This window comes from Candidatus Nitrosocosmicus sp. R (assembly GCF_054408505.1).
This window is the reverse complement of the sequence record NZ_CP167090.1, coordinates 1,798,660-1,812,264: the sequence shown is the minus strand read 5'-3', so window position 1 is coordinate 1,812,264 and position 13,605 is coordinate 1,798,660. Positions and strand designations below refer to the sequence as shown.

At 34.0% G+C, this 13,605-nt stretch carries 15 protein-coding genes; 10 read left to right on the top strand and 5 right to left on the bottom strand.

Annotated elements, in window-relative coordinates:
• Window positions 1-94 precede the first annotated feature (94 nt).
• Window positions 95-511, top strand: a complete 417-nt coding sequence (locus AAGU22_RS09325; RefSeq protein ID WP_458718844.1) for a hypothetical protein — start codon at window positions 95-97, stop codon at window positions 509-511.
• A 554-nt stretch (window positions 512-1,065) separates the two neighbouring features.
• On the opposite strand, the gene AAGU22_RS09320 is transcribed toward AAGU22_RS09325, so the two are convergent.
• On the bottom strand, window positions 1,066-1,635 hold the full coding sequence (locus tag AAGU22_RS09320) for a hypothetical protein (RefSeq protein WP_458718843.1): 570 nt from the start codon (window positions 1,633-1,635) through the stop codon (window positions 1,066-1,068).
• Window positions 1,636-2,454: 819 nt separating this feature from the next.
• Between AAGU22_RS09320 and AAGU22_RS09315 the strand changes: the two genes are divergently transcribed.
• Together AAGU22_RS09315 and AAGU22_RS09310 are read left to right on the top strand one after the other, a co-directional pair.
• Window positions 2,455-2,724, top strand: a complete 270-nt coding sequence (locus tag AAGU22_RS09315; RefSeq protein WP_458718842.1) for a hypothetical protein — start codon at window positions 2,455-2,457, stop codon at window positions 2,722-2,724.
• Between the two features lie 532 nt (window positions 2,725-3,256).
• On the top strand, window positions 3,257-3,841 hold the full coding sequence (locus tag AAGU22_RS09310; protein ID WP_458718841.1) for a GNAT family N-acetyltransferase: 585 nt from the start codon (window positions 3,257-3,259) through the stop codon (window positions 3,839-3,841).
• Window positions 3,842-3,914: 73 nt separating this feature from the next.
• On the opposite strand, the gene AAGU22_RS09305 is transcribed toward AAGU22_RS09310, so the two are convergent.
• A complete protein-coding gene (locus AAGU22_RS09305) occupies window positions 3,915-4,259 on the bottom strand; it encodes a hypothetical protein (protein WP_458718840.1) in 345 nt (114 codons plus the stop codon).
• Window positions 4,260-5,373: 1,114 nt separating this feature from the next.
• Window positions 5,374-5,748 carry a hypothetical protein gene (locus AAGU22_RS09300; protein ID WP_458718839.1) on the bottom strand — a complete coding sequence of 125 codons (375 nt, stop codon included), beginning with the start codon at window positions 5,746-5,748 and terminating at the stop codon, window positions 5,374-5,376.
• A 43-nt stretch (window positions 5,749-5,791) separates the two neighbouring features.
• On the opposite strand from AAGU22_RS09300, the gene AAGU22_RS09295 reads away from it, so the two are divergent.
• From AAGU22_RS09295 to AAGU22_RS09275, 5 genes are all read left to right on the top strand, one after another.
• Window positions 5,792-6,667, top strand: a complete 876-nt coding sequence (locus AAGU22_RS09295) for an integrase (protein ID WP_458718838.1) — start codon at window positions 5,792-5,794, stop codon at window positions 6,665-6,667.
• A gap of 383 nt (window positions 6,668-7,050) precedes the next feature.
• Window positions 7,051-7,521 (top strand): hypothetical protein, encoded by a 471-nt coding sequence (locus AAGU22_RS09290; protein WP_458718837.1) that lies wholly within the window; start codon window positions 7,051-7,053, stop codon window positions 7,519-7,521.
• Between the two features lie 607 nt (window positions 7,522-8,128).
• Window positions 8,129-8,308, top strand: coding sequence for a hypothetical protein (locus AAGU22_RS09285; protein WP_458718836.1), 180 nt, complete (start codon window positions 8,129-8,131; stop codon window positions 8,306-8,308).
• A gap of 496 nt (window positions 8,309-8,804) precedes the next feature.
• Window positions 8,805-9,143, top strand: a complete 339-nt coding sequence (locus AAGU22_RS09280) for a hypothetical protein (protein WP_458718835.1) — start codon at window positions 8,805-8,807, stop codon at window positions 9,141-9,143.
• A gap of 830 nt (window positions 9,144-9,973) precedes the next feature.
• The gene (locus AAGU22_RS09275) at window positions 9,974-10,261 is read left to right on the top strand and encodes a hypothetical protein (protein WP_458718834.1); all 288 of its coding nucleotides are present in this window, start codon (window positions 9,974-9,976) and stop codon (window positions 10,259-10,261) included.
• Between the two features lie 699 nt (window positions 10,262-10,960).
• Here the strand turns inward: AAGU22_RS09275 and AAGU22_RS09270 are convergent.
• Window positions 10,961-11,344 (bottom strand): hypothetical protein, encoded by a 384-nt coding sequence (locus AAGU22_RS09270; RefSeq protein ID WP_458718833.1) that lies wholly within the window; start codon window positions 11,342-11,344, stop codon window positions 10,961-10,963.
• A 359-nt stretch (window positions 11,345-11,703) separates the two neighbouring features.
• Between AAGU22_RS09270 and AAGU22_RS09265 the strand changes: the two genes are divergently transcribed.
• Window positions 11,704-11,934, top strand: coding sequence for a hypothetical protein (locus AAGU22_RS09265; protein WP_458718832.1), 231 nt, complete (start codon window positions 11,704-11,706; stop codon window positions 11,932-11,934).
• 18 nt (window positions 11,935-11,952) lie between these two features.
• Here AAGU22_RS09265 and AAGU22_RS09260 read toward each other — a convergent pair whose 3' ends face one another.
• A complete protein-coding gene (locus tag AAGU22_RS09260; RefSeq protein WP_458718831.1) occupies window positions 11,953-12,519 on the bottom strand; it encodes a hypothetical protein in 567 nt (188 codons plus the stop codon).
• A gap of 367 nt (window positions 12,520-12,886) precedes the next feature.
• Between AAGU22_RS09260 and AAGU22_RS09255 the strand changes: the two genes are divergently transcribed.
• Complete coding sequence (locus AAGU22_RS09255) at window positions 12,887-13,507, top strand: hypothetical protein (RefSeq protein WP_458718830.1); 621 nt, start codon at window positions 12,887-12,889, stop codon at window positions 13,505-13,507.
• Window positions 13,508-13,605: the final 98 nt, after the last annotated feature.

Here is a 13,605-nt window from a genome sequence, read left to right as displayed (position 1 = left end):
ACACTTGAAGATGTTGTGTTTATACAAAAATAATAAATTAAATCATATTTAAAATATGTATAGAAATTAATACACTTTCTTAACTATAATATTTATGATAAATGAAGATTATCTTAATGGTTTTTTGCGCTATTCTAGAATGGTTGAAAATGCGTTTGATTTTTACAGGAATAAACTTTATAGTCAAATAAAACTAGAACAACAAAATAATAATAATACTGTAGTGATAGCCCAAACCAATCTCATATTACATTCGTTGGACATAAATGAGAAGAATATTTTAAATAATATTGGGATCCTTTTCGATCAATCTAAAAACAAAGGAGATCCTCATTATTTGAATATTGCATTATTGAGGAGTGTTCTTAATATATATGGGAAAGATTTAGATCGAGGGATCGTTCTCTTGGAGAATGAATATGAATACTATCTCAAGGAACATGATATTCTTAAGGAAGAGGCGGAATTGGTGTATGAAATTGTTGAAATTATTAAACGGCTGAAACGATGATATTGGATTAATCTCTCTCTGGTTTTGCAATTATCTAGCGTGTTTTAAGAAACCTTAATGAAATCAAATTTGAATAGTCACGGTGTTTGACTTAGTCAATTGGTGATTTCTCGTAGAAGGCTCTATTCAATTATATTTAAAAAAAGAGCATTCTAGTTCAACAACTATACTAATTAGTTACAAAATAAATCTAGCATTAATGGATGATGTCTACTTTTTATCCCTTTGGACAAATAATCAAAATCCACTAGACGCCTGGATTAAATTACTATGGTTAACTAAGACGCACTTGCCCTCTAGCCTATCATGAATCTTCATTAGATTTGATGAATCTAGTAGCGAAGTGATATAGGGGCATATTGAATAAACCAAGGGAGCATCATGATTAATGAAAAACTCAGTAAGATCATAAATCAATACTCTCAGCGTTTACCGAGAATTACTAGTCCTTCAGATTAATCAAAAGAATTATCTATATAATAATTACTCTTGTGTTAATCCTAATCGATACTAAATTAATTCTTCATTCAAATCAATATTTGCAAATAATCTAATTATTGAGAAAATTTGATCGAGTCAATAAGGTTGTCCTCCAAATACCTATGATTGTTATAAAATCCACTAATACCTTCATCTCCGGTAAAATTTAGTCTGATTATAAAAGTTTGGTCAGAATGATTGGTTTCAATAATTTTGTCAATCTCGTTGATGTCTGTTAAGCCGATGGGCCTGCTGATGGCCACTGATCCTGCTGCTTCACCATCAATTGTTGTTCTATTAAATGAAATATCTTCAAGAATTATAGCTTTGGAATCCTTTAACAAGTTCGATCTTGCTAATTCCATATTCTCATAAGTTATAGGTATTGCTTTGTCGATGCATGAAACCATTAAGGTCATGTTCAATGAATCAGGATCTGTGTGTGTTTCGAAACTTTGGATTTTAAAACTATTGTTAGACTTGTCATTATCTAATACAATGTCTGACGCATAAGGATGTTTTAGTGATATTCCACAGTTGTTATTTTCATATATCTCCCATGTTGGTTGCGCCATTGAGCTAGGTACAACAACAATCATTGCGAAAACTGCCAAAAATGTTACTAAGATAAAAATTTTAATCAATATTCCAACTAACTGTTCTAGCATATAAATACATTATAAATTTTTATCAAAAATCATTTGAATAATTGCAATTTTTTTCTTAGGACAACTAGAGGTTTGCAATGAACCAATATTTAAGAGATCTAACTAATCTGATATTCGAGTTTATCACAATATTTCTTGAAGTATCTTGCAAAATGTCATTATTAGCAGCAAATAAATTTTTATTTCTGTCAATACCATATGCCCCTGAAAGTTCAATTTTTTTCAAAATTTGATTTTGTTTTTTCAATGTACCAAAATAATTTCTGTAAGTTAGTACTTTACATTCAAATTCCAGTTAGTAATCATATTGTATAGGATAGAAATTACCTATCTTGAGAACTAGGATATTTGAAATGATAAAGAGATCTTTGACTTTTATGCTCTCCACACCTAATCGAGAGCATAAAAAAAACTCCATATATCTTAAACCATCTTCATTTTTGGATGTTTGTTTTCATATTAATTTCAACGATATGACCTTTACATGTTGAATAACTTTTTACCTTCGAATTCTAGATTGCTGTGCAGCGTTGGTCTTTCCTAAAATTACTTATTACATTATAAAACCATAATCCGAGGATTTTTTGTACATCTTGAATATAGGTAAGAACATTGAAACACGAACTTAGTGATATTACGTTTAACTCCTTCTCCATACGAATTCTAGAGTAAGTCGTAATTATGTTACTAAATTTTTATGTGAGCATAATACTAGATTCTAATTACATTGAAATTAAACAGTAATAAGAATCTAAGCTATGATATAATCAATTTCAATTACATATTCTGACTATAATGAGCAACATAACAAAAACTCACAAAGTAGGAATATTTGCAATATTCATTGCAGCAGCCCTAATTGGTTCAGTAGTAGCCTTTGGTGATAACATGGCATATGCAGGTGGAAAGAAGAAACACAATGATTCAGAACAGGAAATCGAGCAGGGACAAACAAATAAACAAAATGCACAATGTGTTACTGGTACAATATCATTATTAGATTGTAACAACGTAGGTCTAGGTCTTCAATTCCAAGACGGTAACATAGCCGCAGGACAACAATAAATCCTCTTTATTTTTTACTTATTGTCTTTAAAAAATTTTTCAATATATTCTTGGTTGTATTTGTCTATTGACAAGACGATCACTTGTCCAATTATTATCTGAAGTTAAAGGGTTAGAGTTATTTTTTTCATGTAAGGAAGGAGATTGGAAATTAAATATTTTTCGATATCGGTAAAAAGAGAATGTCGGAAATTAGTACTAACAGTCGTGGCTTTCAAATCTGCAATAACCAAAGTATTTGCTCCACAACGCGTAAGCTATCAGCCTTACCATCACTAGCAAGTCCTGGGTCCTTTCTATCCCACTTTGAGAAGAAAATCGATAGGATTCTTTGAGGCAATAAACCTGGTTCTGATTATTCTTTAAGAAAATTTACCCTTAGTAACTATTCCAAAAAATACTAAATCTTTCAAATCAAATTTTTTCAATTTGATTCATCAATACGAGATCCACGACGTGTTGACTATCTCAAATTTTAACATTTGCATGAAATCTTAAAATGTCATGACTTGATATATTATGAGGGAATTTAATGACAATACCAGATGTCAAAACGGCTACCGAATTCGAGCAAAAAGCTGTCATTGATGCGTTAAAATTGGCCTTTGTAGCTGATCCTGCCACACGTTGGGTATGGCCAGATTCACAGAAATACCTTTTACAATTTTCCAAATTTGCCCAGGCCTTTGGAGGAAAAGCATTTGAACACAAGTCTGCCCACTATATTGGAAATTATTATGGTGCAGCCCTTTGGTTACCTCCAAATGTTGATCCTGATGTTGATACCATACTTGCACTACTCCAAGAAACTACATCCGAAGAATCTCAAAGTGTCGTCCCAGAAGTGTTTGAGAAAATGGGTGGATATCATCCAAATGAACCCCACTGGTACTTACCACTTCTAGGAGTGGACCCTCATCACCATGGTAAAGGTCTAGGTTCCTTACTCATGAAACATGCACTAACCGTATGTGATAAAGATAATTCATTGGCATATCTCGAATCATCGAATCCAAGAAATGTTCCCTTCTACAAACGACACGGCTTTGAATTGCTTGGTACCATTAAAGTAAAAGAATTTCCTCCCATCTTTCCAATGCTTCGAAAGCCTCGGTAATTAGTGAGAATAATTCCAATCAATGTTGTAATCTGGCATAATATTTAGTGATGTTTGCAAACTCTAAACCTGATTAGTAGAAGCGGCTGCAGATTTTCGCCCGCCAACTACTCTCATCTCTTTCCTCAGTATGGTTAACATGACTTTCTATTTTGCAGTCTGAGTAAATTGTATCAAATTCTTTTAAAGCATTAGACCAGTTTTGAGAAAGTTCATTGAAAGAGTGTGTAAAGATATCTATTGGATCATTTGATTCATCTGGAAGATTTCTTAACTGTTCAAGAATTTCCTCCCTTTCTTCGAGAGTCATATCCTCGAAATCTTTCATGCTGTCCATATTCTTTTTAATGCTAATAGTATCATGGTTAATTTGACCAACACTTTTTGTCAATTCCAATTGTCCATTACATTGTTGCACGCTTACCACTTGTTTAGATGATATTCTATTTTGAATAACAAATTAGACAAAGGTTCATTTTTTGGTGACCTATTATTGTTCGATAGGGTCTACTTCTGCATGGAAAGAATCAAATCTCTCATGCAGAATCTTTTTCTAACAGCTAATCTGCAAACCGCAACAAAAAAGCTCTAAGGATTTGGGTCCTAGTCCTACTAAATCTAAAATTTAGGTGTCAAAAGTGCAATCAATCTTTTGGAACCTTTCATCATATAAAAAGTGATAAGTTAAATCAATTTTTCTTAATATGTATATTCGGAGGTTGATTCTCAGGTGTCGATAAAAGTCATTGTCCCTTCAAGATTGTGCTCTATTACTCCGTAATAGTAATAGTATAAATTGTCCCCGGATAATGATGTATGCAATATCCAACAGCAATTATTTATTAATAGGCTAGATTATTTTCTGCAGAGAATTTATGCCTTACAAGTAGGACAAACAAAACGATGTAATTTCTTATCATAAAATGATTTCTCTACATCATAGTCCGTTCTGCATTTGGTACACATCATCTAATACTATCAATAGAAACAATTATCAGAATATAAATGTTTATGGAGAATGTAGTTGAATGACCAATAAGTCCAATTTAAGTAATTACCAACTCTACAACTAAATTTCACAAAACCTGTTTTGGAATCTCGAGATACATATTTCATTTCAAGTAGATAATATGATTCATATTCTATGAAACGGTTTAATTATTTTTGACATCGGTATGATATTGATTTGAAAGTTCAAATCCATGAAAAATCTCAAAAGGGGTTGTAATTCTTTTATCTTTTAATATCTGATTCAGAGCGTGTGGAAATAGGCTACAAATTTGTCTATAAGCTCCGATGGTTAGTTGCCGAGTTGAATGAAAAAAGTATTGGAAAATATATGCAAGTCACAGAGATTTACAAAGTATTAAAACAGAGAATGTTGTTGTACGAGAAGACTGAAAGTACACCTTAAAAGTTCTTTAACTGGCAGAATTATGATTTTATCGAATAAAAAACACATTATCTGAGTGTTCGATTTTTGTAGGATAATAGAAAGCGGAGTCATGAGTGGAGTTAAAGATTTTCAAATTTTAGCATTCTACTCGGGAACAGATGAACCAATTAGCTTCTCCAAGCGGGTTCACAACTTTCATTACGTGAGATTTAACATCGAGCGATAGTTTTGTTATCAAAGAAGCATCATTACTTTCAAGTATATGGTAAAATCGTCTAGCATAGCTGATCTTATCTCTAATGCTAGATTGACTATGCCTTTCATTGATTAGATAGGTCTTAAAATCATTCCAAAAATCGTCCCTGGCTGACCTTACTGAATATGGTAAGATTTGATTATGATTTTCTGATTTACGAGTATTGTTGTTATCTAAGAACTCGATTCTTTCATTTTTATGACCCTTATTTGATAATTTGTAGCATAGACAGTCCTGATTATTAAAAGAATTCAAACAGAGGATGCTCCGGCCGGGATTTGAACCCGGGATCGTCGCCTTGAGAGGACAAATTAACGATTATAGTAACTCTAACGACGAAAAACATATAGATTATGATAAATTCTTGCAATACATGGAATCAATTGGTCTGAACCGTGTGACAATGAAAACTAGGATGGCATACGCAAGAAGGTATGATCATTTGTTGGTAACAGGAGATTTCTCAGAGATAATGGAGTTTTCTAATGACAAGAAGAAGCATATAATGAAATCATTGGCATTGTTGTCGAAATATTTGGGTTGTTACGATAGGTGGCAAGATTACAAGAATAGGTATCAGTTGAAATGGACCGTAAGCAGAGACTCGCTCACGAGTTTTCAGAACTTGACGAATCTAGACAACGAATTCAGTAGTATGGCCGACTGGGTTAAAAAGTCAATTGAAAAATATCCGCGATTCTCAAATATCATAAAATTTGGGGTTTTGACAGGTTTGCGGCCGGCCGAAACTTTGGAATCATTCAATTTACTTCTAATTAGGGAACCACAGAAAGAATATCTCTCTAAGGACAGAAAAGTTTTAGAACATTTTCGATTTCCGTCCATATTTTTGAGAAGAACCAAAAAGGCATTTATCTCGATTATGAATGAGGATATATTGAATCTTGTCAAAGAACATGGAGATGAAGTTTTGAATTATGACAAAATTAGATTAACTTTTGAACGAAACCATCAAAAATTTTACATGTCCTATTGTAGAAAGATCTTTGCTACCTTCTTAAGGAATGAAGGAGTAGAGACAGAGTTGATAGATCTGTTACAAGGTAGAATAGCTAATTCGATATTTGTAAGACACTACTACCGACCAGACATGTCTAAATTTGATCAGATCAGAGAAAAGTTAACTAGCTTGCATGATTTGATTGTTAATTGACACTTACTCGAATGACGCTATTTTTTAATCCTTTGCTGTTATTCCCTTTGTCATCGGGTGCCATTCACCTAGACATACCTTCAATTACAATTAGAAATACCTGGCCGATTCGGAACTGTAGGATACAGTATTATATGTAATAGGACGTCATTATTAATCTAAGATCTTGCTGGTCTCTAGATTAAAGATATTTATCTGAGTTAAGACATTGGTATCAGTCGAGCGATCTACTCAACGTAGTATTATCCCAGGTTTCATAATCTTCCAGGCAAAAAAGGGGAACACTTTGTCATTTTTCTTGTGAAATATTTTAGGGCGGTAAGATGAGGATAAATGAAGTTAATGATTTCATCATAATTCATTCAATATGAGATGATCACATTATGGATATTTCGAATAAGTCTAATCTTTTGAGTGACGACTTGGCTAATATTTATGTAGGACAAAAAACTATTCTATTTTACTCTAAAGTTTTTGCAGATTTTTTCAAAACAACTTTTTTATGTGTAATAGTCCTTGATGTTTCAATGATACACAAATTATTGGCAATAATTGCCATAACATCACTATTAACCCTCTCTGTAATGTCCATGGGAACTTCACTAAATGAATCGGCTTTCGCCAAAAAATGTACTACAGTTGATTATGAATATGCCAGCCAAGAAGTATGTTCTAACCAAGGTAAAACTCCATCCGTAGAGAGTGAAATTTGTTATGATGACTTTGGATGCTACTCTGATTCTAATCCTACTACCCATAAAAATGCAGCACAATACGCGGTAGATAACCAACAATATTGTAAGCAGGTACTTCAAAAGCAAGGCATTGATTGTAGCACCAGTAACGGAAGGTAAACTACACCCAATTTTTTTTGAATTCGAGTATATAGGAATTTCCAAGGATTTACTGTTTTTAGATACCTTAACTAAAAAAGTATTCTACTAAATCAGAAAGAATAGCTGATATTGTCGTGCTAATTATAATATTGGATCCTTTGATTTATCTGGAAGATTTGTTATCTGTTTAAGTAATTCCTCTTTTCCTTGGAGAGTCATATCCTTGAAATCTTTCTTGATGTACTGATTCTATCTAAACCTAAAAATATTGTAGTTAACTTGACCTTAGCCTTTTGTCAATTCCATTCAGCTATCATCAGGTTCAACAGCTACTGCTTATTTCGAGAATGTCAAACAGTGAATATCGCTATGCATCTTGGGTCAGTGTTTAGTGGCCGGCCGGCCATTGTCTAACAGACTTGCTTAGGAGATGAATTGCTAGGGGGGTGTTTTTTCTTACAGCTAGTATGTCGATATCTATGCCGTGCTGTAAGAAATTTACCCCCTTAGCGGTCGATCTAATTTGAGAAATGCCATGAATTTTTTTTACAAAAGAGGTGGGGCGCCAACAATGTAAAAGGACTCTCCACTATCTTTTAAGACGATTAAGTGTACCTAACATTATATGACCAACTTTTATAGTGGCTATGAACGAATGAATGAGGTCTATGGACTTGTAGAATCGTCAGGATTACCCGTAATCAGTCGCCCCAATCAAACCAAAAAAATACTTAAACAACAAACCGTTGGACAAATCATGGCAGAGAATCAAAAGAATATAGATGAATGGAGAAAATCAGAGTGATTCATACTTGATGTCATATTGATATAATATTACAAATTCTCCTCTGTTTATCCCTCAACTTCTAAACCCTGTAAATGGCTTTAAATACCATTATAAACCATCAAGTGTTCTTAATGTTTCAAGGTGTTGGAATCTAATTTATTCTATCCAGGGGGTTATCTAATGGTACTACCCTCATGACCCCGGGCCCCCAACCTGTAAAACTAAAGAAGTCCCTTTAGATTATACGATGAATACTAGTGTTATGTGAGGCGAGAACACTTTAGGGCTATTGAAATGTTCGTGAATCATATTGACTCCTACATGAAGTCTCAGGACTTCAAAGACCCGGTTTTTGACATTTGCTATTTGGGTTTTTTGATTCATTATATTCTTTTCCCCTTTTTAGCTATAATCTAATACTTGGACAAAATATAATTAGCTAAAATTATCCTATTAAACTTTTACAAATTCTTTCGAAAAAACATTTTTAACGAATATTTTTTATGATCATTCAATGAAAAACATATTATTGGCAATTATTGCCATTAGTGCAATACTAGTAGTATCTGTAACAACAACTAGCATGATGAGTCTGTCAAACGCACCGGCATACGCAAAGAAATGTACATCTTTTGACTATGGTGATGGTTATACTTCAGAAAATTGTTCCACACAAGGAAAAAATCCTTCAACAAGCTATGAGAATTGCTATGGTGAGTATGGATGTGATGGTCCTTATTCTAGTCCTAATACACATAGAGAGACAGCACAAATCGGTGTTTACAATCAACAATTATGTAAACAAGTCGCTCCAGACTTTGGTATAGACTGTGAAACAACTAACGGTAAGTAGGAAAGTCTATACTACTTTTTTTAAGACCATTGTTTAGACAAATCTATTAAGATACCGAGTCTAATCTTTCAATCACAGTTTAGCGAGGATTTGCTAATTTTTATAAAATTGTAAAAATATTCAATACTTTTTATAGTATTTTCAATTTTATATTGTTTTCAAAACGTCTTGGATCTTTTGGAATAAAATTTGAGTAAGTTTGTGAGCCGATTGCTTGATATCTTTCCTCGAAAAGTGTTTGAAAGCCGTAAATAGTCGAGATCCTATCCTCTTTAAACCCATAAAAGCATTAAAACTCAATGAGAAGTTTAAGGTGATTGTTGGAGTTTCGAACAGTTTATAGAATTCTGATATATTTCCCTGATTAGTAATTGTAGTTTGAATATTAGGATAATCAAATGAAAATTTGTATTCAGGATTGTAAAATGTTTTCCAGTTTTGAGCATATGTTTTGGTGAGTCGCTACCCCCACAACCATAACAACCGTCATTACCAAACCAAGGAGCTTATAGAGCAACATACTTCTGTTAGATAACCCTACTATTTAGCTTACAGAGACTATTCTCAGAATCAAGAAATTTTTTCATACAAAAAAAGGGATTAATGCTTTTTCTAATTATCATAAAAGTTTTGGCGACGGCTTATCTTTGATATTGCTATTTAACATCTAAATGTTCATGACAGAAATATCAACATTGAGTTTGAGGTGCGGCCGCTCCATATAACCTAACAAGTGAAAGTTTCAGATTTGTTATCGAGTATTGACAAATGTTGTATTATATATTCAAAACTCAATATCTTATATATTATGCTGACAATGTGTTCGGAATATGGAAAACAAGAAACAACTTATGATAACAGCAGTAGTTGTAATAGCCAGTGTAGCGGTGGGACTGGTGGCAATACCGGGCTTAAGCCAAAAAGTATTTGCAGACCGTGACTTGAAGTCTAAAAGGTATGTGAGTGAGGATGGAAGTGGCGACAGAACTATAGCATGTACAAAAGAAACTGGAGGGTGTAAAAATCTTAAGGAAGGTACTGGAGATAACATAAACCAGTTAGCAAAGGAATTCTGCGAGAGTGACTCAGGACAAAAGTGTAAACAATCAAAGCAATAACTTTGATACCATTTATCTCGACGGGTCTAAATCACCACGACACGTTACAACCTGAAATACCACTACCTTACTGATTCACTATCTTTGTCAGCTAGAAAACTTTATGTTTGTTCTCGAACTAATATATATAGATCTGGGCTCAACAAGACCTAAATCGTAGAACGGTCCCCCGCAATATGTAAGGTAATCTTTTTCTGAATAATCTGTTTGAAATCCTAATTGAGGGTTAGTATATCTAGTCCATTGTTCTGATTCTGTTGTGTTTAATTTGGAGGGGGTTGCCCCCCTTTTTCCAAAAGATCTGAGCAAGGACTCTATATTTGCGTCATTTGTATTTTATTGATTAAACAGGTTAACAAAAGTGCTTTGCTCTTCAAACCTGATTGTCCCAATAGAATGAAACATTCTCTTAATGAGGCTAAGAACAGAATTATGAAGACATCTAGAAAGGGTGGTAGAAAAAGATGTCCTATCTCTCTTCCCCATTCTAGGAGTTATCTGAAACTTGTCTTTGATGGACGAGTTTGCAAATTTGTATGTATAAGATAGTATTTAATGATAATAGATGTGGTTTGGTATCATTAGACAAGAACGATTGTAGTAGTTAAGTAGATGTAGTAAAAGTACCTTAGAATAACAAATAGGGCATTGTAGTCTCGTCAGATAAAGCCGTACTATTCAAATGTGAGCAGTGAGCATTTAAAAAAGTTTTTTTCTAATCTTTGCGGTCCACCTAGATTCATATTTTTCGAGGGGATTGGTATTCTCATCTTTCAGATAGTCTGGGTAAAGAGCCTCAAACTCTTTTAACGAATCAGACCAGGTCTTTGAGATTTCACTAAATGATTGATTGAATAGATCGAAAGAGTCACCGCCGTCCTCTTTTTTATGCTCAGGAAAATTTCTTATCTGTTCAAGTATTTCCTCTTTTTCTTCGAGAGTCATATCCTTGAAATCTTTCATGATATGCAGATTCTTTTGGATGCTAAAAATATCATAGTTAATTTGACTATCACTTTTTGTCAATTTCAATTGGCTATAATTCTGTTCATCATTAACGATTTTTCCGATGACCTCGAACATTCAATACCTCTATAGATCTTGGACGAATGTTTAGTGGCCGCCAATGATTAGTAGACTCAGAATATTGGATACTTGAGTGTGCAGTAGAAACAAGATGGAAAAGTATTGTAAGAAAAATACCCCTTAAAGGCAAATTTTGAAACCCTATAAATGGTTATAAATGCCATTAAAACCATTAAGTGTTCTTAATGTTTCAAGGTGTAAGAAGCTAGTATATGCTATTTCATTGATTTGTCCAATGGTTATAACTTAATGATCTTCAGGACCCCAATACTATAAAACTCAAAAAACCATTCAGACTAAACGAAGAATGCTTGTGGTATGTTAGAGAACAGCGTTTCAGAGCCATAGAAATATTCATGGATCATATTGATTTTGGTATGAAGCCAAGGGATATTGAAGACCCTGAAACTGGGAAGCGTGAGATTTACGTAGAAGACAAGAATAACTTGAGAAAGATGTACAAGCTTAAACATATGGCTGAGAAACAAACACATCAACAGAAGCAACAACAAATATTCAAACCTAACTCAGACAACTGGAACTTTGGATCACCTCCACCTAGTCTGTTGAAGAAGAAACAAAGCTAAGGATTTTTATACAAAAATCTAATCAAAAAACTTTATAGAGTCTACAACTTTCTTAATCCCTTTTGTTTGCATATCTCTGTCAAGACCACTGATTATGAAATAGTATGTATTTCCATTATGTTTGAAGCTCAGTGTAGTCATCATGTTTGCAGTTCCATTTACTAATACAGAATAAGCATATCCCGGTACCTCATCTTGAATTACTGAAAATACCCCTCCGTGTAGTAAAAGGTGATGGGGAGGTTTGTTTTGAAGGGCTACTACCAGTGCTTCTTGTGGGTCTATTTGAGGTGTTGATTTAGTTGCCGCCACTACAAAACCCACATATTTAGGCGAATAGAATGTTTTTTTAAACTCAAAACTAGGATTGTTAGTGGTATCAGTTACATTGGTTTTACCATTAAAGTTTGGATAATCTACTGAGAATTTGTATTCGGGATTATAATATGTCTTCCAGTCTTGGTTTGATGTTTGTTGTGCCATAATGATATTCAGTTGGGGGCCCAAGCCTTCAGCCGCCCCAACCACTACTACCATCATTACGATTGCGACCACCGCTATTAACCCAATAATCTTCAACATCATTCTATTACATCATACCGTAACATTAATCTAATATTTAGCTTTTATAGAATATTTAGGAATTTTTCGTTAAGAAAATTGGTATAAATTACCATTATCAAATTTCAAAAAATTTTGGCGACGGCACGAGCAAATCCACTAGGAATTAGGATCAAATTTTCTTTATAGCTTAAATTTGATATCATTGAAATGCATCTCATTAATCGTAAATAGCCACATCTTCAGTATCGGATGACAAAATCTACTTATGATTTAACTAGTGCACAATTTATTAGAATTCTTTTCAAATTCAAATATATTCTGACTGTTTAATCTGTCTCTGAAATTCATTACAACTATTCTGATATCATTCGTGTTGTTATTAGGAATTGTGTACGTTATACAAATTCAATCTGTGCTAGCACAGACATTTAGAGGTATTGATATTGGTTCTATTCCCGGGATTGATATAATTAAAGGACCTAAAGGGGACAAGGGAGACAAAGGCGATACCGGTGCTATGGGTCCACAAGGAGAAACTGGCCCTCAAGGTCTACAGGGTGTTAAAGGTGATATTGGATCTGCTGGTCCGAAGGGAGAAAGAGGAGAACAAGGTCCACAGGGTGCATTGGGTCCAATGGGACCACAAGGACCTCAAGGTGAACCAGGCCCCGAGGGACCACCAGGACGTCCGGGACAGATCAATCAAATAGTGATAACGTTACAAGATGGAGAAAATGGCTGGAATCCACCTGGAAATGATTTTCGTCTTGATGTATCAGGCATATTGAATCCTTTCGATGAGTCAGGTGATAAATATAGAGATGATATTTCAATTCAAGCGACATTTAATGTGAATCTCGAATCCGGTGTCAGTGATGCCGGTGATTGCGAATTTTACGGGTTTGATTTTAGCAATATTAAACTTTCTTGCGGTTCTACACAAAATCGTGTTTCTGAGGGATCTCCACTTACTTTGGTGGTCAGCTCGCCTAATCCGCTAACACCCTAATCCTGGTCAGCCTCCTTTAGGTGGGGAGTCCCTAATCGTAGTACTAAACCTATATTTCTACTAATCATCAAGAAGCCAGATAATTTAATAATGGAGCT